The sequence below is a fragment of the Methylobacillus arboreus genome, from assembly GCF_020532725.1.
In the GTDB taxonomy this organism is placed as follows: Bacteria; Pseudomonadota; Gammaproteobacteria; order Burkholderiales; family Methylophilaceae; genus Methylobacillus; species Methylobacillus arboreus.
This window is the reverse complement of the sequence record NZ_JAJAVC010000011.1, coordinates 325,085-345,487: the sequence shown is the minus strand read 5'-3', so window position 1 is coordinate 345,487 and position 20,403 is coordinate 325,085. Positions and strand designations below refer to the sequence as shown.

The window sequence follows — 20,403 nt, the reverse complement described above, 5'->3', positions numbered from 1 at the left end:
TTCAGATGACACCCGCTAAGCGCGACCACAGACTCTGGCCGCATTGATGTAATACACACGCCCCATCGGGGCCTGTAATACATTAAGACTAAGCTGCCTTGATTGCGCTGGCTTCACGTGCCAGCTTGGTGATGTGCGCCCAATCCTTGCGTGCCACGGCATCTGCCGGCGTCAACCACGTGCCACCGCAAACCACCACGTTAGGCAATGCAAGAAATTGCGGAGCAGAATCCACCGTCACCCCGCCAGTCGGGCAGAATTTCACGTCGCCGAACGGGCCGGCAAAGCCCTTGAGCAGGTTGATACCGCCCACGGCAACGGCTGGGAACAATTTGAGGAAGTAATAATCATCGGCATTGGCCTGCATGATTTCACTGCCGGTAGACACGCCCGGCAACAATGGCAAGCCGATTTCACGTGCAGCGCGACCCAACTCACTAATATAGCCAGGGCTGACCGCAAACTGACAGCCCACATCCTTGCTGGCCTGGGCATCCTTGATGCTGCGTACCGTACCGGCACCGAGAATAGCATCCGGCACAGCCTTGGCAATGGCTTCCATCGCTTGCAGGGCCACTGGGGTACGCAAGGTCACTTCCAGCACCTTGATGCCGCCTTCAAGCAAGGCTTCTGCCATAGGCACAGCATCTTCCACCTTGTTGATGACGATGACCGGGATTACGGGGCCATGGTTGGCTAAATCTAGTGTGCTCATATTCAATACCTATGGGTTAATTATTAAAAAGCTGCGAATGTTGTTCAACATCGTTGAGACCGGAATATCTGAATAAATCTGTAGTTACGTCAATTCTGAAGCAGAAATACAGGCCATTTCAAAATCGCGGCGGACGAGGCGTTTGAGCGCAGACAGTACGTTAGTACGGCAAGCGAAAAACAACGAAGTCCCCCGCGTATTTTCAAATGGCTTACAACCAGGTGACGGCGCCTTCTTCGGCCGAATGTACATTCCTGCGCATCCCGCCAAACAGCTCACGGCCAATGCCATGGCCATTGTTATTGCGTTGCGCCTCAGTCATGACGGCCACAGAACGGGCCTGCCATTCTTCGTCATCCACCAGGGCATTCAGGGTGCCGACAATCGCATTGAGGCGGATCAGGTCGCCAGTGCGAATCTTGCCGATTGCCCCACCAGCCAAGGCCTCGGGGCTCAAGTGGATCGCGGCGGGCACTTTGCCAGAAGCGCCACTCATACGGCCATCAGTCACAATGGCAACACGGTAGCCCTTGCCTTGCAACACGGACAACGGAGGTGTCAATTTATGCAACTCCGGCATGCCATTGGCACGCGGGCCTTGGAAGCGAACGACAGCGATAAAGTCTTTTTCTAGCTCGCCACGCTCAAACGCAGCCAGCAGTTCTTCCTGGCCATTGAAAACAATCGCAGGCGCTTCAATGATCTGCCGATCTTCCGGCACAGCAGAACTCTTGATCACGGACCGGCCCAGGTTGCCGGTCAGCAAGCGCAGGCCGCCGGATTCGCTGAATGGCTTGGAGGTATTGCGCACAATGGTTTCGTCCGGGCTTTCCTTGGGCAAGTCTACCCAGATCAGGCCATCGTCGGACTTGACCGGCTTCTTGCCGAAATCACGCAAGCCGCCGATTACCACTGAATTCACATCGCCGTGCATATAGCCAGCATCAACCAGCTCACGGATCACGAAGCTGGGGCCGCCTGCAGTCTGGAACTGGTTCACGTCTGCAGTACCATTAGGGTAAACACGCGCCAGCAATGGCGTATTTTGCGACAGCTTGGAGAAGTCAGACCAGTCGATGATGATACCGGCCGCACGCGCCACCGCGACCCAGTGGATCAGGTGATTGGTACTGCCGCCGGTAGCCAGCAGCGCCACGATGGCATTGACGATGACACGTTCATCCACCATCTTGCCAATTGGCGTGAAACGCTGTCCCTTGGTGATGGATAGCACCGTCTTGACCGATTCACGGGTCAATAATTCACGCATGTCGTCATGCGGGTGAACAAAGGCAGCGCCAGGCACATGCAGGCCCATGGCTTCGATCAGCATCTGGTTGCTGTTGGCAGTGCCGAAGAAAGTACAGGTGCCAGCGCCGTGATAGGCCGCAGACTCGGAGGCAAGCAACTCTTCACGGCCCACCAGGCCCTGGGCGTATTTCTCGCGCACCTTGGACTTGGTAGTGTTATCAATCCCTGTTGCCATCGGGCCGGCAGGGACAAACACACAGGGCAGATGACCGAAATGCAACGCACCGATAAGCAAGCCGGGCACAATCTTGTCACAGATGCCCAGTAGCAAAGCCGCATCGAATACATCATGAGACAGGGAAATTGCCGTACTCATGGCAATGGTATCGCGGGAGAACAAGCTGAGTTCCATGCCCGGCTCCCCTTGCGTAATGCCATCACACATGGCAGGAACACCGCCCGCAACCTGTACCGTTGCACCATATTTGCGAGCTTCATCACGAATAATGGCAGGGTAGGTTTCATAAGGCTGGTGCGCCGACAACATATCGTTGTAAGCCGTGACAATGCCGATATGCGGCGCTTTTTCTGCCACAACTCGGAATTTGTCGTTATTGGGCATGGCAGCGAAAGCGTGCGCCACATTCGCACAGCCGAGACGATCAGCGCCGCGTGTGCGGTTGATGATCTGGTCTATGCGTTGCAGGTAGGCCTTACGGGTGGGCGCACTGCGCTCACGAATGCGCTCAGTGACTTCTATCAGGGTTTGTGTCATTAATTTTATGCTGCTGGAAAGTTGAGTTTAGCCAGGAATTATCGCTGAAAGCGCTAGGCATCGTCAAATTAACCACGACTGGGATAAGGTAAAAAAACCATGGGTTTGCAGCGGACAAACCCCCACTGCAAACCTTATCCGGCCTAACCCTTAGTTACAAGGACATCTTCCATGAGGAGATATTCGAGATCGCAACCGTAAAACATATTGAGTGCGTCTGTAGGACTGCAAATCATGGGCTCGCCACGGCGGTTAAGTGAGGTGTTGAGTATCACAGGCACATTGCGCAGGCGTTCCAATTCTTCAATCAACGCGTAGTAGCGTGGATTGGTGTCCTTGCTGACGATCTGCGCGCGCGCCGTGCCGTCTTCATGCACCACTTCGGGAATACGCGGCTTCCAGTGTTCGGCCACATCAAAAGTGAATGTCATGTAAGGCGCGGGGTGATCCGTCTGCAGGATATCCGCCGCCACACGGTCCAGCATGCTGGGGCAGAATGGCCGCCAGCGCTCGCGGTACTTGATCTGGGCGTTGATGCGGTCTGCCACGCCCGGATGGCTGGGGTCACCGAGGATGCTGCGGCAGCCCAATGCGCGCGGGCCGAACTCCATGCGTCCCTGGAACCAGGCAAGCGGATTGCCCTGGGAAAGAATCTCAGCACCCTTCTGCGGCGCATTTTCCACACGCTGGAACTTGGGCTTGGCAGGATGCGCCTCACAGGCTGCAATACATTCCTCAGTGGTAAAGGACGGGCCAAGGTAGGCATGACGCATCGGCTCCAACGGCTCGCCCGACTCAGCAGCCACATAGCTTGCCGCACCGAGTGACGTGCCGTTATCGCCTGAGGCGGGCTGCACGAACAGCTCCTTCACATGCGGCAAGCCGATGATGCGCTGGTTGAGCTTGACGTTGAGCGCCACGCCACCCGCCATGGCAATGCGGCCCGTCTCGCGGATGATGTCGCCGAGGTAATACTCGATCATCTCCAGCGCAATGTCTTCGAGCAACTGCTGTATGGAGGCTGCGTAGTGGATATAGGGGTCGTCAATCTCGTCGCCCTGGCGCTTGGGCCCTAGCCATTCCACCAGTTTGGGCGTGAAGTAATACCCTTTGCCCTTCTCCTTGTAGCGGCGCAGGCCCACCACATTGACGTAATCGGTATTGATCTTGAGTTCGCCATTCTCGAACTTGGCCAGGCGCGACAAGTCGTAACGCTTGGGATCGCCATACGGCGCCATGCCCATCACCTTGAACTCGCCGTCCAGCATCTCGAAACCAAGGTACTCGGTAATCGCGCCATACATGCCGCCCAGGGAATCCGGATCGTAGAATTCCTTGATCTTGTGAATCTTGCCATTCTCGCCATAGCCGAAGAATGTAGTGGCATACTCTCCCTTGCCGTCAATGCCAACAATCGCGGTTTTTTCCTTGAACCCGCTTAAGTGATAGGCGCTACTTGCATGGGCCAGGTGGTGTTCCACTGGCACGAAGCGCGCCTTGGTCAGGCCCAGCTCGCGCATCAGGGCAAGCGATTTGTCACGATTTCGGCGGAAGCGGCGGTTGCCATTGAACAAGGCATCCAATGCACGGTCAGGCGCATACCAGTAGCGCTTGGCATAATGCCAGCGCGCGCCACTGCTCAAGGGAATCTCGCCATAGGGGAACGCGACGATATCAACCTGTTCAGGCCGCACGCCGGCCTCGCGCAAGCAGTAGCGGGCAGCTTCCAGCGGAAACTTGTTCTTGGCATGCTTGTCGCGGATGAAGCGCTCTTCCTCTGCCGCCGCCACGATTTTTCCATCGACAATAATAGCGGCCGAGGCATCATGCCCCAACGCGCCTGATAAACCTAGAATGATCATTCGTCTTTCGCTTTACTTAATACCAGCTTTGTCCAACAAGCCTTGGTCTGTATAAACCGCCCTGAACGCCTTACTGAGAAGATGACGGGTAGCCTCGTCAGATTGCCAGTTCTTCATGAACCGCCGCAGGTCCCGCACATGCCTGCGCCGGAAGCACTTGACGCAGCCATGCTGCTTCATGCTGTCGAGGTCGATCAGCACCGGCTGCAAGCTCTGCACCAGCAGATTGGTCGCCTTGAAGTCCCCATGCTCCAGCTGCAGGCAGCAAAGTTGGTAAAACAACCGGGCAACAGCCGTGGCAACCTGCTGTCTTGCAGTCGCATCCAGGGTTGCATCGGCAAAAAACGCCACGGCATCGCGCGCCTCAACAAACTCGGCGAGTAAATACGCCTCGCGGCGCACTCCCCAAACCCGGCGCTCCAGCACCGCAGTCACAGCAGGCGTGGCAATGCCCTTCAATTGCAGGCGGAAGGCATTGGCCCAGGCTTGCACCGCCCTTGAAGGCCGCCACGCACGGCCCAGCCCATGCCAAAAACTCTTGATATTGTACCGTTTGATCACCAGTTTGCGCTGATCAATTTGCACCGCGGCCACCGTGCAGGTATTGCCACTCTTGAGTCGCTCCGCTTCCGGCAGTGAAAACAGCAGGTCTGGCGACTTCAATGCATGGCGCAGGCCAGCGCTGTCATAGGGGCGGTTGATTGCAGTAAAAGTACGGGAACTATGCCATGCCACAACATCACTGCAGGTGCGCTGTACTTTCTCGGCATACTGTCGCATCTCGTATTGCCAGTGCCGCGTAATGCGCTGCTGCATGGCAGCCAAGTCAGGCGATTCATCCTCTTCCAGGATTTCCGCGTAATGCTGCAACAAGCCGGGCAGCCAGGCCTGAACAGCATTCACATCGAACTTGGAAATCAGGCGGGCAAGGTTATCCAGCCGCTGGCGGCTTTTACCCCAATAGCGCTCGCGGCGTATGCCATCACCATCCAGGGTATATACCGTGCCCGCATCGACCAAAAAGTTTTTCAGGTATAAATCAGTTTGCAGCAACCCTGCCCGGTGATGCCGTGCCACCTCGGCCACCAGCCGTTTTGACAAAGCATGTCTGGCTTCCTTATCCAATTCTTGCCAAGCATACTCCGCATTGTCCGCAGCAATTGCCGCATACAACAACACTTGGCTGCCCTGCGTCGCCACGCTGGATTCCAGCAGCAATGCAGGAGTGGCAATGCCGGCAGCTGCCAGCCACTTGCTACCACGCCTGTCACGCGCAGCATATTTTCCGGCTTGGCTGCCGATAAAAAATTTGGCATAGATTGCCTGTTCGCCCCAAAACCCGCGACAGACAATGCGCTTGCCCGGTACTCGCCGCACAATTTCTAGCGCATGCAAGCGGTTGCCGTCATCCAGCACCACGTTGAATGGCGAAGCAACAGCCTCGCGGGAATATTGCTGCAAGTCTGGTACGACAATCCCGCCGGGATTACTCATGGGCATGCAGGTCCAATGTGCGGATAGTGCTTGGCTCGTACGGGTCGCCTATCAGCAATGGATGCTCCTTGAACTGGGAATTGACCAGACTTAGCGTAGGGTCAAAACCGTCAAAACTCAAGCCTACGAGATCGGCCCAGGTATGGATGAAATGCGCATTGCTGTAAGGGCGATCCATCATGCCGTCGAAATGCACATCATGATTGACCTTCCATTGCTCGGAGGTCCAGATAATAAAAGGCACAGCATACATGGGCAGGGTTGGCTTGCCCTCATTGCGCCCCAGCATGTTGTGGCCGGGCGCGTCATAGACATCCTCGCCATGGTCGGAGAAATAGACCATCAGGCTGTTTGGAGCATGCTCGCGCAAATTGCCGATCAAGGTAGACATGACATAGTCATTGTAACGCACGGCATTGTCGTAATTGTTGTAGACCTGCACCTGATCATGGTTCAACACGGCAGGGACACCCTCACGGTCCTTGAAATAATCGAACTCGGCCGGATAGCGGTATTCATATTTCATATGCGTGCCAAGCAAATGGACGACAATGAATTTCCTTGGCGCGGGATCACGCAATGCCTCTTCAAACGGGGCAAACACATTGGCATCGTATTCGCGCGAATTCTGCGCCCGGCTGTTGTTCATATAGAACTGCTCATCGGTCTGCTTGGAGAAATTCGCCAGCATCGTATTGCGCTTGGTGATGGTCTGGTGGTTGGTGATCCAGTAAGACTTGTATCCAGCCTGATGCATCATGTTCATGAGCGATGGCTTGGTGAGGTACAGGTCGGGATGCTCCTGGTCGGCAAAGGTCAACACCTGCATCAGGGATTCGATCGTATGCGGGCGCGAGGAGACTACATTCTGGAATACGCTCAGCTCGCCACGTATCGCATCGAGATTGGGCGTGGTATTGCGCTGATAGCCATACAGGCTCATGCGCTGGCGGTTGGTTGACTCGCCAATCACCAGGACCAGCGTTGCGGGTTGGCCGGCATTGGCATCCTGGAGGTTGGCAAGCGGGGGAATCCTGCTGTTTTGCTCCAGCAGCGCTTCCATGTTCGCAAGCTGTTTGCGGTAGTGCGCATAGCCTATTACCATCTGCCACGGCACAGCAGGCTCCATGCGGTCATGCAGTTTTTCCACGGCGTGATCCAGGCTTGCGCCATTGATCACCAGTTGCTTGAACATCGGCTGCACAAACAACAAGACCAGAATAAGTGCCGTGACTGCCCAAGCTGCCCGCTGGCTGATGGCCAGTCTGCCCAGCCGACGCCACAACCAATAGGCCGCCAGGCTATGCAACAACAAGACCGGGATCATCCACCAGACAAAGTAATGGGCAATGAACTCGCTCGACTCCACGGCATTGGACTCGAAAATGGTAAACAGCACGCCTTGCGAGAACTCCTGCCCATAAATACAGAAATAGCCGAGGGTAACGAGGGAGAAAGCCCAGAGCACAATGCCGATTACCGCTGCGATCTGGCGGGCAAAGCGTGGCACCAGCATGACCGGAATCAGCCACAACAGGCTCATCACGATGGCCTGGCGCATGCCGACAAAGATGGTCGTGCCGCTTATTTGCAGCAGGATATGGGTGATGCCGGAAAAATAGAAGAAAAACAGGTAGTAACTGAACAAGGCGCCCCAGTCCGAGCGCCTCCATGAAAGCTTGAATGGTAATTGCATAAATATCCCGGCTGTAGGCCGGCCTGCCACAACTTAGGCGATGATGCCGCCAAGTTGGCGCAGGCTGGGCGCAACCTTGTGTAATTTGATATAAAGCTTGATGGCACGGGCTTGCACCTGACGCCAAAACTCACGCTCGTCCTGCATAAGCTGCCTGATCGGCTTGCCCCGGTACCGGCGCAGGAAGCGCAGGTAATCCCGCTGTGTCAGCCCCGCATCCATCGCGGAAAAATACAATGCCGCCATATCCTTCATGCGGTCACGGGGGCGAATTGTCTCACGAATTCCGACGCGATGCAGGTCTATCAAATACAAGTGGATATCGCCCTGCCGCAGCCTGGGCAGATCAAGACAGATATGGCAGATATAGAAATCGCGGTGGTTGAGGCCATTGTCATGCAACCGTGCAGCCAGCGCCGCCACCTCAAGCAGCAAATGCCGCTTGAATACCGCATCGGGCGGGGTTTTCCCCCACTGCTCCGCCAGAGTTTCCAGCGAAACAATCTCGCCAAGGTCACGCGTAATGAGAAAAGACTGACGCCGGGCCGGATTACAGCCCCTGCTGCCAAACCCGGCAAGCGGTGTGGTCGCAATACCAATCTCTCCCAGCTTTTCTATCGCCTGTTTTTCCGTGCGCGCACTGACCACAGGCACCTTGAATGCCAGCAAATTCTTGAAAATCTCCCCCCAGCCGACACCGAAATGCTGCTTGATGAAATAGGGCTGTCCGGCAAGCTGCACGCGTACGGTCTTGCGGCCCGGTACATCGCGGAACACCTCGCCCTCAAGCGACATCACACGGTCAAAGGCCTCTCCAGCGCCCAGCGCTCGGCTGATTTCGCCCGGCAGTTGTACTTGATTGCAGGCCATTACGTCCTCTCCTGCTTTTGCTGGGCCAGGCGCTGCATAATCAGCGCCTCCGCACTGCCATCATTGGCCACCATCAGCCCGCGGGTGTAATGCAGGCCATTGTCGCGCCAGGCATCAAGCTGCGCGTCTCGCCCTTGAACTAGGGACAGCATCTCCTGCAGCATACGGTTGAGCGTCGCCTGCTCAAACGGCACCGGCACTACGCTCCCGGCCTCTGCCGCCTGGACATGCAAGGCATAGCCGCAGCTCGCCGTCGCCAGCACCGGCAGGCCGCTTGCCATGGCTTCAAGAATCACCAGGCCGGTATTTTCTCGGTAGGCAGGATGCAGGTAAAAATCCGCGCCTTGCATCAGTTGTGGAATATCCGGGCGGCCGCGGGAAATAATCAGGTTATCGCCCACACCCAGCTTGCGCGCCATGTTGATAAAAGGTCCGGGCTTGTCCTGCCCGATGGCAATCAGCTTGAAGTGCTTGCGCATGGCTTCAGGCAGGCTTGCCAGGGCCTGCACCGCCCGGTCCAGGCCTTTCATATAAAAGCCCGACCCTACCAGCAAGGCCAGGATAGTATCCTGCGGCAAGTCGAAGGCATTGCGTAAATAAGCACGCATTTCAGCACGGTCATGCAATTGCAACCGCTCGGTGGAAAGATAAGGCGGAATATAGTGGAAACGATCATCCTGGGTTTGGTACCAACGCTGGAATACGGCTTTCTCCGCCATATCGACCATCAGTATCTGGGTATCCGCCTGCGGCGAGAAAATCGCCTGTTCGATACCCTGAAACCACCGATACCGCGGCGTCAGGCGATACAACCAGCTACGCTGCCTGTGAGCGCGCTCGATGAAACAGGGGTCGGCAGCAAAATACACATCCAGCCCACCCATGCGGTTATAGCCCACCACCAGGTCGAACTTGAACTCATGCGCTATGCGAGTTTGAACTTGCCTGATGAAGTCCTGATATTTCTGGAAATTGAACCACCCGGAACCCGGCAGGATATGCACCTGGATATTGCCCTGAGGTACTTCCCCGTCCCACGACATCGCAAAAATGTCGACCGTATGCCCGGCCGCAGCCAGCCGGCTGGCAGTACGCGCCATGTCACGCTGCATACCGCCATAAGGAAAATACTTGAAGATCAGGAAGGCAAACTTCAATGCGACCACTTTCAATTGGGAAAAGAAGCTGAATTGTATGCGAAAATGCCGCCCATGCCTCGTTTGCTCATGATCAAAACCACTTCGCTTGGCGATGTCATCCACAACCTGCCGGTGATCACCGACATCAAGGCCGCATTTCCGAACATGGAGATCGACTGGGTTGTCGAGGAAAGTTTTGCCGATATTCCACGCCTGCATCCCGGTGTAGACCAAGTCATTACCGTTGCAGTTCGGCGCTGGCGCAAGCATCTATTTCAGGCCAGCACCTGGCGGGAAATCCGCAACCTGCGCCACCACCTGCGTGCACGCCCCTATAACTACATCATCGACACGCAAGGCTTGCTGAAAAGTGCATTGATCGGCTGGCAGGCAACAGGCGCCTATCATGGGCAAGACAGCGCTTCTGCACGTGAGTCATGGGCCGCAGCCTTTTATCAGCACAGGCATCCGGTCGCACGCAACCAGCACGCCGTCACCCGCAACCGCGAGCTTACAGCACATGCGCTCGGCTACACAATTCCATCCTCTGCTCCGGATTACGGCATTACCGCAAGCAGCCCTGATCCAGCTTTAAGGCTACCGGCACATTATGTCGTCGGCCTGCATGCCACCAGCCGGGATTCCAAGCTCTGGCCGGAAGAAAACTGGATAACGCTGGGCAATACATTGCATCAGCAGGGTTTTACACTAGCGCTCCCCTGGGGCAACGCCAATGAGCAAGCACGGGCGCAACGCATTGCCAGCGCCATTCCTGCCGGCATGGTGCTGCCGCGGCTTTCGCTGAATGCACTTGCTGCAGTGATTGCCCATGGCCATGCCGCCATCGGCGTGGATACCGGCCTGGTCCATCTTGCCGCCGCACTAAACCTGCCAACCGTGGCGATTTACACCGACACCGACCCAAAACTCACTGGCGTATTTGCCCATGACAAAAACAAAGTGCGCAACCTCGGCGGCCAAGGCCAAATACCCGACGTGGAAACCGTTTTGAAGGCATTGGCACAAATCACCAGTAAAAAATAATCAATAAAATCAAATTTATAAAATAATACCGTTGCACCCTCGAATTAAAATCCCACACGTCCTCTTGTAATTTCCGCATATACCCCCATTTGCTTCGTTGTTACATCATTACCAACAGGGACTATCATGCAGCAAGAAGACAAGACGCCAGAAACCGACCTGACCGGAAATATAGAGGCAGCGCCACAAGAAGCGGGTGCTGCGGGTTCGATTGATGACAGGATTGCCGAGCTGGAAGCCCAATTGGCCGAGCAACAGGCCGCGGTGCTTTATGCCAAGGCCGAGGGCGAAAACATCCGCCGCCGAGCGGCAGATGATATCGACAAGGCACGCAAGTTTGCGCTGGAAAAATTCTCCAATGAACTCCTCTCCGTCAAGGACAGCCTGGATGCTGCCCTCAGCGTAGGCTCGGCCACACTGGAAAGCTACCGTGATGGCGTGGAGCTCACCGCCAAGCAGCTGACCTCCGTATTCGAAAAATTCAGCATTGTCGAAATCAACCCGGTGGGCGAGAAATTCGATCCCAACAAACACCAGGCGATCGGCACTGTGGAAAGCAATCAAGAAGCCAACACCGTCGTCACTGTCCTGCAAAAGGGCTACACGCTGAATGAGCGCGTATTGCGCCCGGCACTGGTCATGGTGGCCAAGTAAGCAATTCAATCTGCCACCGGGGTTTTGCAGAACATTTTTGCAAATCAGGCTTGAAATCGACTCGCCTATCCCCACTTTGGCAACATAGTTATCCACTTTGAGTCATTTAAAGAACACAAGGAATCAAGACAATGGGAAAAATTATTGGTATCGACTTGGGCACCACCAACTCCTGCGTAGCTGTCATGGAAGGTGGCAAGCCACGCGTGATTGAAAACGCAGAAGGTACACGCACCACACCATCCATCATCGCCTACCAGGAAGATGGCGAAATCCTGGTTGGTGCGCCAGCCAAGCGTCAGGCTGTGACCAACCCAAAGAACACATTGTATGCAGTTAAGCGCCTGATCGGCCGTCGCTTTGAAGAAAAGGAAGTGCAAAAGGACATCGGCCTGATGCCCTACACCATTACCAAGGCTGACAATGGCGACGCCTGGGTGGAAGTGCGCAACGAAAAACTGGCACCACCGCAAATCTCCGCAGAAGTGCTGCGCAAGATGAAGAAGACTGCCGAAGACTACCTGGGTGAAGAAGTCACCGAGGCGGTGATCACCGTGCCGGCCTATTTCAACGACAGCCAGCGCCAAGCCACCAAGGATGCAGGCCGCATTGCCGGCCTGGAAGTCAAGCGCATCATCAACGAGCCTACCGCTGCTGCACTGGCATTCGGCCTGGACAAGCAGGAAGGTGACCGCAAGATTGCGGTGTATGACTTGGGCGGTGGTACCTTCGACATCTCCATCATCGAAATCTCCGAGATCGATGGCGAACACCAGTTTGAAGTGCTCTCCACCAACGGTGACACCTTCCTTGGCGGCGAAGACTTCGACAACCGCTTGATCGACTTCCTAGCTGACGAGTTCAAGAAGGAAAACGGCCTCGACCTGCGCAATGACCTGCTGGCCAAGCAGCGCCTGAAGGAAGCTGCCGAAAAGGCCAAGATCGAGTTGTCCTCTAGCACCCAGACTGAAGTCAACCTGCCTTACATCACAGCAGATGCCTCTGGCCCCAAGCACTTGGTCGTGAAGATCACCCGTGCCAAGTTCGAAAGCCTGGTGGAAGACCTGATCGAACGCTCCATCAAGCCTTGCGAAACCGCACTCAAGGATGCCGGCGTCAAGATTTCCGACATTCAGGACGTCATCCTGGTGGGCGGCCAGACCCGCATGCCCAAGGTGCAGGAAAAGGTGAAGGAATTCTTCGGCAAGGAACCACGTAAGGATGTAAACCCAGATGAAGCCGTGGCTGTAGGTGCTTCCATCCAGGGCGGCGTGCTGCAAGGCGATGTGAAGGATGTGCTGCTGCTGGACGTGACACCATTGTCCCTGGGTATTGAAACCCTGGGTGGCGTGATGACCAAGCTGATCCAGAAAAACACCACGATCCCGACCAAGGCATCGCAAGTGTTCTCGACCGCTGACGACAACCAGTCCGCCGTGACCATCCACGTGCTGCAGGGCGAGCGCGAAGTCGCTTCCGGCAACAAGAGCCTGGGCCAGTTCAACCTGTCCGACATTCCGCCGGCACCACGCGGCGCACCGCAGATCGAAGTGACCTTTGACATCGATGCCAACGGCATCCTGCACGTATCCGCCAAGGACAAGGCGACCGGCAAGGAAAACAAGATCACCATCAAGGCCAACTCCGGTTTGTCTGATGAGGAAATCCAGCGCATGGAAGAAGATGCGGCCAAGTACGCAGATGAAGACAAGAAAGTGCGTGAACTGGTTGAAGCCCGTAACAGTGCTGACGGTGCCGTCCACAACGTGAAGAAATCCCTGGCTGACCATGGCGACAAACTGGATGCCAGTGAAAAGGAAAGCATCGAAAACGCCATCAAGGACCTGGAAGACGTCATCAAGGGCGACGACAAGGAAGCCATTGAGAGCAAAACCAACGCCCTCATTGAAGCCTCCCAGAAGCTGGGCGAGAAGGTTTACGCTGCCAGCCAGGCTGAAGCCAATACCGAACAAGGCGAACCGCAGGAAAAGACTGTGGATGCCGAAGTGGTGGACGCCGAGTTTGAGGAAGTCAAGGATGATAAAAAGTAAGTCCTTTTCCATGTAACATCATGAGGCGCACAGGGAAATTCCCTGTTGTGCCTTATTTATTTTTAGCAGAAGAAAATGGCAAAAAGAGATTATTACGAGATACTTGGCGTCAATCGCGATGCGTCGGATGATGAAATCAAGAAGGCTTACCGCAAGCTGGCAATGAAATACCATCCGGACCGCAACCCGGACAACCCCAAGGCCGAAGAAAGCTTCAAGGAAGCCAAGGAAGCTTACGAAGTTCTTTCCGATGACCAGAAACGCGGCGCTTACGACCAGTATGGCCATGCGGGCGTTGACCCGAGTGCAGGCGCAGGTGCCGCGGGTGCCGGATTCGGCAACTTTGCCGATGCATTTGGCGACATTTTTGGCGATATTTTCGGTGGCGGAGGCGGCGGTGGCCGTCGCTCCAACGTCTATCGTGGTGCAGACCTGCGCTACAACATGGAAATATCGCTGGAAGACGCAGCGCGCGGCACAGAAACCAAGATCCGCATCCCCGTCATGGCCGAATGCGAAACCTGCCACGGCTCCGGCGCACGTCCCGGTACACAACCCGTCACCTGCACCACTTGCGGCGGCCACGGCCAGGTGCGCATGCAGCAAGGCTTCTTCTCGGTACAGCAAACCTGCCCGAAATGTCATGGCTCCGGCAAGATGGTCAAGGAACCCTGCCCGACCTGCCACGGCGGCGGCCGCGTCAAGCAGCACAAGACCCTTTCAGTCAAGATTCCGGCTGGTGTGGATGAAGGCGACCGTATCCGCCTATCCGGCGAGGGCGAAGCCGGCGTCAATGGCGGACCATCGGGTGACCTCTACGTTGTCGTGCATATCAAACAGCACGAAATCTTCCAACGCGAAGGCGCCAACCTGCATTGCGAAATGCCGATCAGCTTCACGACGGCAGCCCTGGGCGGCGAAATCGAAATCCCGACCCTCGATGGCCATGCCAAGATGAAAGTGCCGCCAGAAACCCAGACCGGCGCCGTGTTCCGCCTGCGCGGCAAAGGCATCAAGCCACTGCGCAGCAGCGAGCTGGGCGACCTCATGTGCCACGTCGTGGTGGAAACGCCGGTCAAGCTCACCGAGCGTCAGAAGGAACTGTTGCGTGAGATGGAAGATATCAATCAACAGGATTCAGGGAAACACAGTCCTCGGGCTAAATCCTGGATGACGAAGGTGAAGGATTTCTTTCAGTAAACTCAACATAGCAGGCTCGTTTATCCAGCCTGCTATGTTCTAAAAGAACACTTCTACTATCAATCAATTGTTTGTTTGGATGCGTTTTATATTATTTATTTACGGAGAAGTATAGTTCTAAGCTTTTCAATTGATACCCATGGACGCTTTCTATGTAGCATGCGATGACAATTAGCACAAACAAAAGTGAAATCTTCGACTTGAGTATCCCGCACTTCCCCTTCATCCAAATCACTTAACGGAAGAGTATGATGTGCCTCAATATATGAGGCTCCAAGTTCGCCATATCTTTCGGAAAAGTCAAACCCACAAACCTCGCACGGCAACACGCCGCCATTTCGCTCTGCATAAGTCTTTTTTGCTTGACGAACTATTTGAGAATCCCTTTCTCTATACTTATGTAACCTTTCAATTCTTCTGCCCTCTGGGAAAGATGAGCGAGTAACCTCCCTCTTAAGCACAGTTTCATCAAGATCATCTGCAGCCATTCGATAGAAAGCAAGGTTAAAAATATCATCTAAGAAATCTTCAAGCGATACCAACGCGCTAGGCAACGATACGATATAGTCAATACTACCAACCGCCTCCACAAACGCACGTTTTCTCAAAGCGTTTTGTTCATCCCTTTTGCGAGGACTATATGTCCAAATCAAATCGACTGAGTCACGATTATTTTGCTGATCATGCAATTCAGCTATTGGAGCCAGATTGTGATTTTCTGGATATATGACTATGTAATAGTTTCCACTATCCTTCCAATCAATCACTAATAACCAAAGTTTCAAGCCTTTCTCTGAGGCACGCCCAATCTTAAACGCCCCTAAACAAGGTTTACCATTAGCAAATGTATGAAATCCTTCTAGAGGAAGCTTTTCCTTGCGTTCTATCACCTGAAACTCAGTACAGTTTTCAAGCTGGCCAATCAAAATATTTCCAACGTCGATAGCAGTTTTTTTGTTCATATGTAGCTTCCATAGCGATAACACTGAATTAAACAATAATAGTTGAATCTACATCAAGAAACCTCACCAATCCATTTATCTCTATCCGCAGCATATTCTGTGCAACTCAACCTAGACGCGTTAATATTGAACCTTAAAAAACTGCAACTTTTCATGAAAAAAAACAACAGCGTCCCGCCCTCCACTCTATCCCTACTTAGCGGCTGGCTGCTCCTACTAGGCGCCCTCACCGGCCTCGCACCGCTATCCATCGACATGTACCTGCCGGGCTTTCCCGCGATTGAGAAAAGCCTGTTGGCACATGCGGGCAGTGCAGAACTGACGCTCGCAAGCTATTTCGTCGGGCTAGCGTTGGGACAGTTGTTTTATGGACCGCTCAGCGACCGATTCGGGCGCCGCCTGCCGTTGATGGTAGGGTTGGTGATTTACATCATCGCCTCAATTGGGTGTGCTTTCACAGGCAGCATCCCCGAACTGATTATCTGGCGTTTTTTGCAGGCATTAGGCGGTTGTGCGGGCATGGTGATAACGCTGGCAATCATTCGCGACCGATGTAGTGCCAATGATGCTGCACGGGCTCTATCCATGCTGATGTTGGTCATGGGCCTGGCCCCCATCCTGGCGCCGCTGGTTGGTGGCTGGATTGTGACGGTATTCGACTGGCGCGCCCTCTTCATCACATTGGCCATTGCGGGCAGCGTGGGGCTGGTTGCCGTGTATTTTCACCTGGAAGAAACCCATGACGTCCGCAACGAGCCACCATTGGTATTCACCCGCATATTGCGCGATTACGGCAGGCTGCTGATTGATCGCAGTTTTATCGGCTACACATTGAGCGGCGGCTTTGCCCGCGCCGGCATGTTTGCCTATATCGCCGGCTCGCCTTTTGTCTTTATCGAGTATTACCAGATTCCTGCCCAGCATTACGGTTGGATTTTCGGCGCCAATGCTGCGGGGTTGATCCTGTTCAGCCAGATCAATGCCTGGCGCCTGAAAAAGCACGATGCCACCGTGCTGCTTTCGCGTGCTTTGTGGCTGCCGGGTGGCATTGGCATCGCCCTGCTCGCCCTGTCACTGACAGGGCACATCACCCTGCCTTTGCTGCTGACCGGCATTTTCTGCTTTGTCGCCAGCATCGGCTATATCGGCCCCAATTCCAGCGCAGCCACGCTCGCCACCCATGGTCAGCAGGCTGGCACAGCATCCGCGCTCATGGGCTCGCTACAGTTCTGCCTGGCTACCCTCGCAGGCGGATTGGTCAACCTGCTGCATGACGGCAGCACCTTCCCGATGGCGATGGTAATGGCTGGCTGCGGCATAGGTGCCTGGCTGAGTCACCGCCTGATTATTACCACCCTCAGGTAAACCAACAAAAAAGCCCACGAGCATCGGCTCGTGGGCTGCTTTCAATCCCTCAATTGCTTAACAGGACAGGAATGCTTGCCGCTCGGACGCTTCCAAGCGATGATACAAGCGGTTGATGCCACTGATTACGGCCAGGATGGAAGCAGTAACGAGGTTGTCATGAATACCAGCGCCATAGACAGTGCCTGGCTGGTCACCCTTGCCCAGTTCGGCAAATGCCACTGCTTTCGCGCCTGCCCCGGCCCCCATCGCACGTTCTTCATAGTCATGGATAGTGAATTTCCGGCCAAATGCCTGTACCAGCGCATCAATGGGGCCATTGCCAGTGCCTTCAAGCACGGTCTCCACCCCATGAATCCGGGCCGTCAGCTTGATATGTTGTATATCATCACGTTCATCCAGTTCATGATCGACATAATGCACCGGCTCATCCGCCGCAATATATTCGTCATTGAACAATTGCCAGATACCCTCTGCGCTGACCTCTTGCCCGCTACTGTCAGTAAGTCGCTGCACGGCGCCGCTGAACTCCACCTGCATGCGGCGCGGCATGGCGAGGCCGTAGCCGGTTTCAAGCAAGTAGGCAATGCCACCCTTGCCTGACTGACTGTTGACACGGATGATGGAGTCGTAAGTGCGGCCCACATCATGCGGGTCTATCGGCAGGTAGGGCACTTCCCAGACAGCGTCCGGATCCTGCACCGCAAAGCCTTTCTTGATTGCATCCTGGTGCGAGCCGGAAAATGCAGTGAATACCAGATCGCCGGCATAAGGGTAGCGTGGGTGCACCGGCAATTGGGTACAGTCCTCCACAGTGCGCGCAATGGTATTGATATGGGAGAAATCCAGACCCGGGTCCACGCCCTGGGTGTACAGGTTAAGCGCAAGCGTGACCAGGTCTACATTGCCGGTGCGTTCACCATGGCCGAACAGGCAACCCTCGATACGATCGGCACCGGCCATCACCGCAAGCTCGGCAGCGGCCACGGCCGTGCCGCGGTCATTGTGCGGATGCACGCTGATGATGATGCTATCGCGGCGTTCGAGATTGGTATGCATCCATTCGATCTGGTCGGCATAGTAATTGGGCGTGCCCACTTCGACCGTCGCCGGCAGGTTGAGAATCACCTTGCGTTCGGGGGTGGCTTGCCAGATTTCCGTCACGGAATCGCAAACCTCCTTGGCAAAATCAAGTTCGGTCGCGGTAAAAGTCTCCGGGCTGTACTGAAATACCCACTCCGTTTCGGGTTGCTCGTCGGCCAATTGCTTCATCAGGCGCGCACTATCCGTCGCAATTTTCTTGACGCCGGCCTTGTCGGTCTTGAACACCGTCTTGCGGAACGCGGGCGATGTTGCATTGTACACATGCACAATGGCCCGGCGCGCGCCGCGCAGGGATTCAAACGTGCGGCGGATCAGGTCTTCGCGTGCCTGGGTCAATACTTCAATGGTCACATCAGCGGGAATATGGCCGTTCTCAATCAGGTTGCGCACAAAGTCAAAATCCGTCTGTGACGCCGAGGGAAATGCCACCTCGATTTCCTTGAAGCCGATTTCCACCAGCATCTTGAACATGCGCAGCTTGCGCTCGGCATTCATCGGCTCGAACAAGGCCTGGTTGCCATCGCGCAGGTCGGTGCTCATCCAGATCGGCGCATGTGTGATGGTACGCGTCGGCCACTGACGGCTGGGTAAATCAATCGGTGTAAATGGGCGGTATTTGCTGCTGGGATTTTTCAACATCATGTTCTCTCAAATTATCAATTCAATTGCCGGCATCGAAGGCTGGCAGGCTGCCGTTCACGCAAGGCCTGCCAACCGCAGGGCAGTCGAAACTGGCTGAAAAAACATGGTTCGCTGTACATCATGCAGAATGCTCTTTTGGAAAATGGATAAAACATATTGCCCTTGGCAAACAAGGGCAATCAACTAAAACCGGCAGGAGGGAAGTAGATTAGATGCGCGCGAAGCGCAGCAGCAGGCCGAGGCTCAGGAGAGCCTTGGAGGATAATAGCAATGTGGTCTGCTGGATAGCCATAATGAGGCAATCATAAACAGAAGACACCGTCCGTGTCAATCCAGGAAAGCTTGGCGGCCAGGTGGATGCACAGCAAGATGCCGGATCAAAATCCGGCCTGACATGCATAGGCGAAAGTTGGATCATTCTGGGCAAGGCCCGGAATCTTGTGGCACACAGGAATATAAGCTGTTTTATATCCCTGCCCTAGACTAGATATGTTTCCGTATCTCGCCCGCAGCCTGCATGATCGCCGCATGCACCTGCGGCGCCTTTGCCAGCGGGTTGAGCAGGCCGAAATCGTGAATCGCGCCAAGGTAGCGCGTGCAGGTCACATCGACCCCGGCATCAGTCAGCAAGTGCGCATAGGCTTCCGCTTCATCGCGCAATACGTCGAATTCCGCGGTCTGGATCAAGGCCGGCGGCAAGTCGCTCAATTGTTCCAACTCGGCACCGCCGGGCGAGGCATAGAGGTCGTTGCGCACATCATCATTTTCCAGGTATTGGTCCCAGAACCATTTCATCATATTGCGGGTGAGGAAATAGCCGTCGGCATAATCGTCATAGGACCCGGTATCGAAATGCCCATTGGTCACCGGCCAGAACAAAGTCTGGTGGCGGATGAACGGTTCGCGCTTGTCTTTGGCCATCAGACAGACCACGGTGGCCATATTGCCGCCTGCACTGTTACCGGCAACCGCAAGACGCGCGCCATCCACGCCAATCTCGGTGCCATTCTGCGCCACCCACTTGGTGGCAAGGTAGCATTCGTTCACCGCAGTCGGGTATTTGGCCTCGGGGGAGCGGGTGTAATCCACGAACACAACGGCGCAATTGGAGGCGACAGATAGGTCGCGCACCAAACGTTCGTGGGTGGGGAAATCCCCCAGCACCCAGCCCCCGCCATGAAAGAACACGATCACGGGGGGATCACTGGCAATATCCTCGGGCTTGACGATCACAAGACGGATGGAATGCCCCTCGATTGCCACTTCTTTCTCTTCAACCGTGACACCGGCAATATCGACCTCGATACTGGCCTGCAAATCGCTCAGGACTCCTCTCGCCTCATCAGGACTCAGCTCCTCCACAGGCTTGCTGTCAGAGGCCGCCAGCTCCTCAAGGAATGCCCTGGTGCGAGGCTCTACTCCACTATATTGAGTATTGTCGGAAGCAAAGGTGTTAAGGATAGGATCCAGGATATTCACGATACATCTCCCATGCAGGTGGTAGTGAACCCTGATTCTGCATGAACGATGTATCGCAGTCTGTCAGCCTGCTGCTGACAGACTTGTAGGAGTCTAGGGT

Annotated in this window: 15 protein-coding genes; 5 read left to right on the top strand and 10 right to left on the bottom strand. The window is 55.1% G+C overall.

From position 1 onward, the window contains the following. Nucleotides 1–88: 88 nt before the first annotated feature. The 7 genes from eda to LG198_RS12605 all read right to left on the bottom strand — a co-directional run bounded on the left by eda (nt 89) and on the right by LG198_RS12605 (nt 9,820). Nucleotides 89–715: a bifunctional 4-hydroxy-2-oxoglutarate aldolase/2-dehydro-3-deoxy-phosphogluconate aldolase gene (gene eda / locus LG198_RS12635; protein ID WP_230343538.1), complete on the bottom strand. Its 627-nt coding sequence runs from the start codon at nt 713–715 to the stop codon at nt 89–91. A 211-nt stretch (nt 716–926) separates the two neighbouring features. Continuing rightward, entirely contained in the window at nt 927–2,741 is a 1,815-nt protein-coding gene (edd, locus tag LG198_RS12630) for a phosphogluconate dehydratase (protein WP_230343537.1), read from the bottom strand. A 143-nt stretch (nt 2,742–2,884) separates the two neighbouring features. After that, nucleotides 2,885–4,603 carry a carbamoyltransferase family protein gene (locus LG198_RS12625; protein ID WP_230343536.1) on the bottom strand — a complete coding sequence of 573 codons (1,719 nt, stop codon included), beginning with the start codon at nt 4,601–4,603 and terminating at the stop codon, nt 2,885–2,887. A gap of 12 nt (nt 4,604–4,615) precedes the next feature. Further along, complete coding sequence (locus tag LG198_RS12620; protein ID WP_230343535.1) at nt 4,616–6,097, bottom strand: lipopolysaccharide kinase InaA family protein; 1,482 nt, start codon at nt 6,095–6,097, stop codon at nt 4,616–4,618. Then, nucleotides 6,090–7,793: a phosphoethanolamine transferase CptA gene (cptA, locus tag LG198_RS12615; RefSeq protein WP_230343534.1), complete on the bottom strand. Its 1,704-nt coding sequence runs from the start codon at nt 7,791–7,793 to the stop codon at nt 6,090–6,092. The genes LG198_RS12620 and cptA overlap by 8 nt, the downstream gene beginning before the upstream one ends. Before the next feature lie 33 nt (nt 7,794–7,826). Then, the gene (rfaP, locus tag LG198_RS12610; protein WP_230343533.1) at nt 7,827–8,663 is read right to left on the bottom strand and encodes a lipopolysaccharide core heptose(I) kinase RfaP; all 837 of its coding nucleotides are present in this window, start codon (nt 8,661–8,663) and stop codon (nt 7,827–7,829) included. Beyond that, nucleotides 8,663–9,820 (bottom strand): glycosyltransferase family 4 protein, encoded by a 1,158-nt coding sequence (locus LG198_RS12605; protein ID WP_230343532.1) that lies wholly within the window; start codon nt 9,818–9,820, stop codon nt 8,663–8,665. The genes rfaP and LG198_RS12605 overlap by 1 nt, the downstream gene beginning before the upstream one ends. 54 nt (nt 9,821–9,874) lie before the next feature. Between LG198_RS12605 and waaC the strand changes: the two genes are divergently transcribed. The 4 genes from waaC (at nt 9,875) to dnaJ (ending at nt 14,751) form a co-directional block, all read left to right on the top strand. Beyond that, the gene (gene waaC / locus LG198_RS12600; RefSeq protein WP_328485600.1) at nt 9,875–10,846 is read left to right on the top strand and encodes a lipopolysaccharide heptosyltransferase I; all 972 of its coding nucleotides are present in this window, start codon (nt 9,875–9,877) and stop codon (nt 10,844–10,846) included. Nucleotides 10,847–10,972: 126 nt separating this feature from the next. Further along, on the top strand, nt 10,973–11,500 hold the full coding sequence (gene grpE, locus LG198_RS12595; protein ID WP_230343531.1) for a nucleotide exchange factor GrpE: 528 nt from the start codon (nt 10,973–10,975) through the stop codon (nt 11,498–11,500). Nucleotides 11,501–11,631: 131 nt separating this feature from the next. Beyond that, the gene (gene dnaK, locus LG198_RS12590) at nt 11,632–13,551 is read left to right on the top strand and encodes a molecular chaperone DnaK (protein WP_230343530.1); all 1,920 of its coding nucleotides are present in this window, start codon (nt 11,632–11,634) and stop codon (nt 13,549–13,551) included. A 75-nt stretch (nt 13,552–13,626) separates the two neighbouring features. Next, nucleotides 13,627–14,751, top strand: coding sequence for a molecular chaperone DnaJ (dnaJ, locus tag LG198_RS12585; protein ID WP_230343529.1), 1,125 nt, complete (start codon nt 13,627–13,629; stop codon nt 14,749–14,751). Between the two features lie 95 nt (nt 14,752–14,846). On the opposite strand, the gene LG198_RS12580 is transcribed toward dnaJ, so the two are convergent. Then, complete coding sequence (locus LG198_RS12580) at nt 14,847–15,713, bottom strand: HNH endonuclease (RefSeq protein ID WP_230343528.1); 867 nt, start codon at nt 15,711–15,713, stop codon at nt 14,847–14,849. A 153-nt stretch (nt 15,714–15,866) separates the two neighbouring features. On the opposite strand from LG198_RS12580, the gene LG198_RS12575 reads away from it, so the two are divergent. Then, nucleotides 15,867–17,078 carry a Bcr/CflA family multidrug efflux MFS transporter gene (locus LG198_RS12575; protein ID WP_230343527.1) on the top strand — a complete coding sequence of 404 codons (1,212 nt, stop codon included), beginning with the start codon at nt 15,867–15,869 and terminating at the stop codon, nt 17,076–17,078. Between the two features lie 57 nt (nt 17,079–17,135). Here LG198_RS12575 and leuA read toward each other — a convergent pair whose 3' ends face one another. Continuing rightward, complete coding sequence (gene leuA, locus LG198_RS12570) at nt 17,136–18,821, bottom strand: 2-isopropylmalate synthase (protein ID WP_230343814.1); 1,686 nt, start codon at nt 18,819–18,821, stop codon at nt 17,136–17,138. A gap of 486 nt (nt 18,822–19,307) precedes the next feature. Further along, on the bottom strand, nt 19,308–20,303 hold the full coding sequence (locus LG198_RS12565) for an alpha/beta hydrolase (RefSeq protein WP_230343526.1): 996 nt from the start codon (nt 20,301–20,303) through the stop codon (nt 19,308–19,310). Nucleotides 20,304–20,403: the final 100 nt, after the last annotated feature.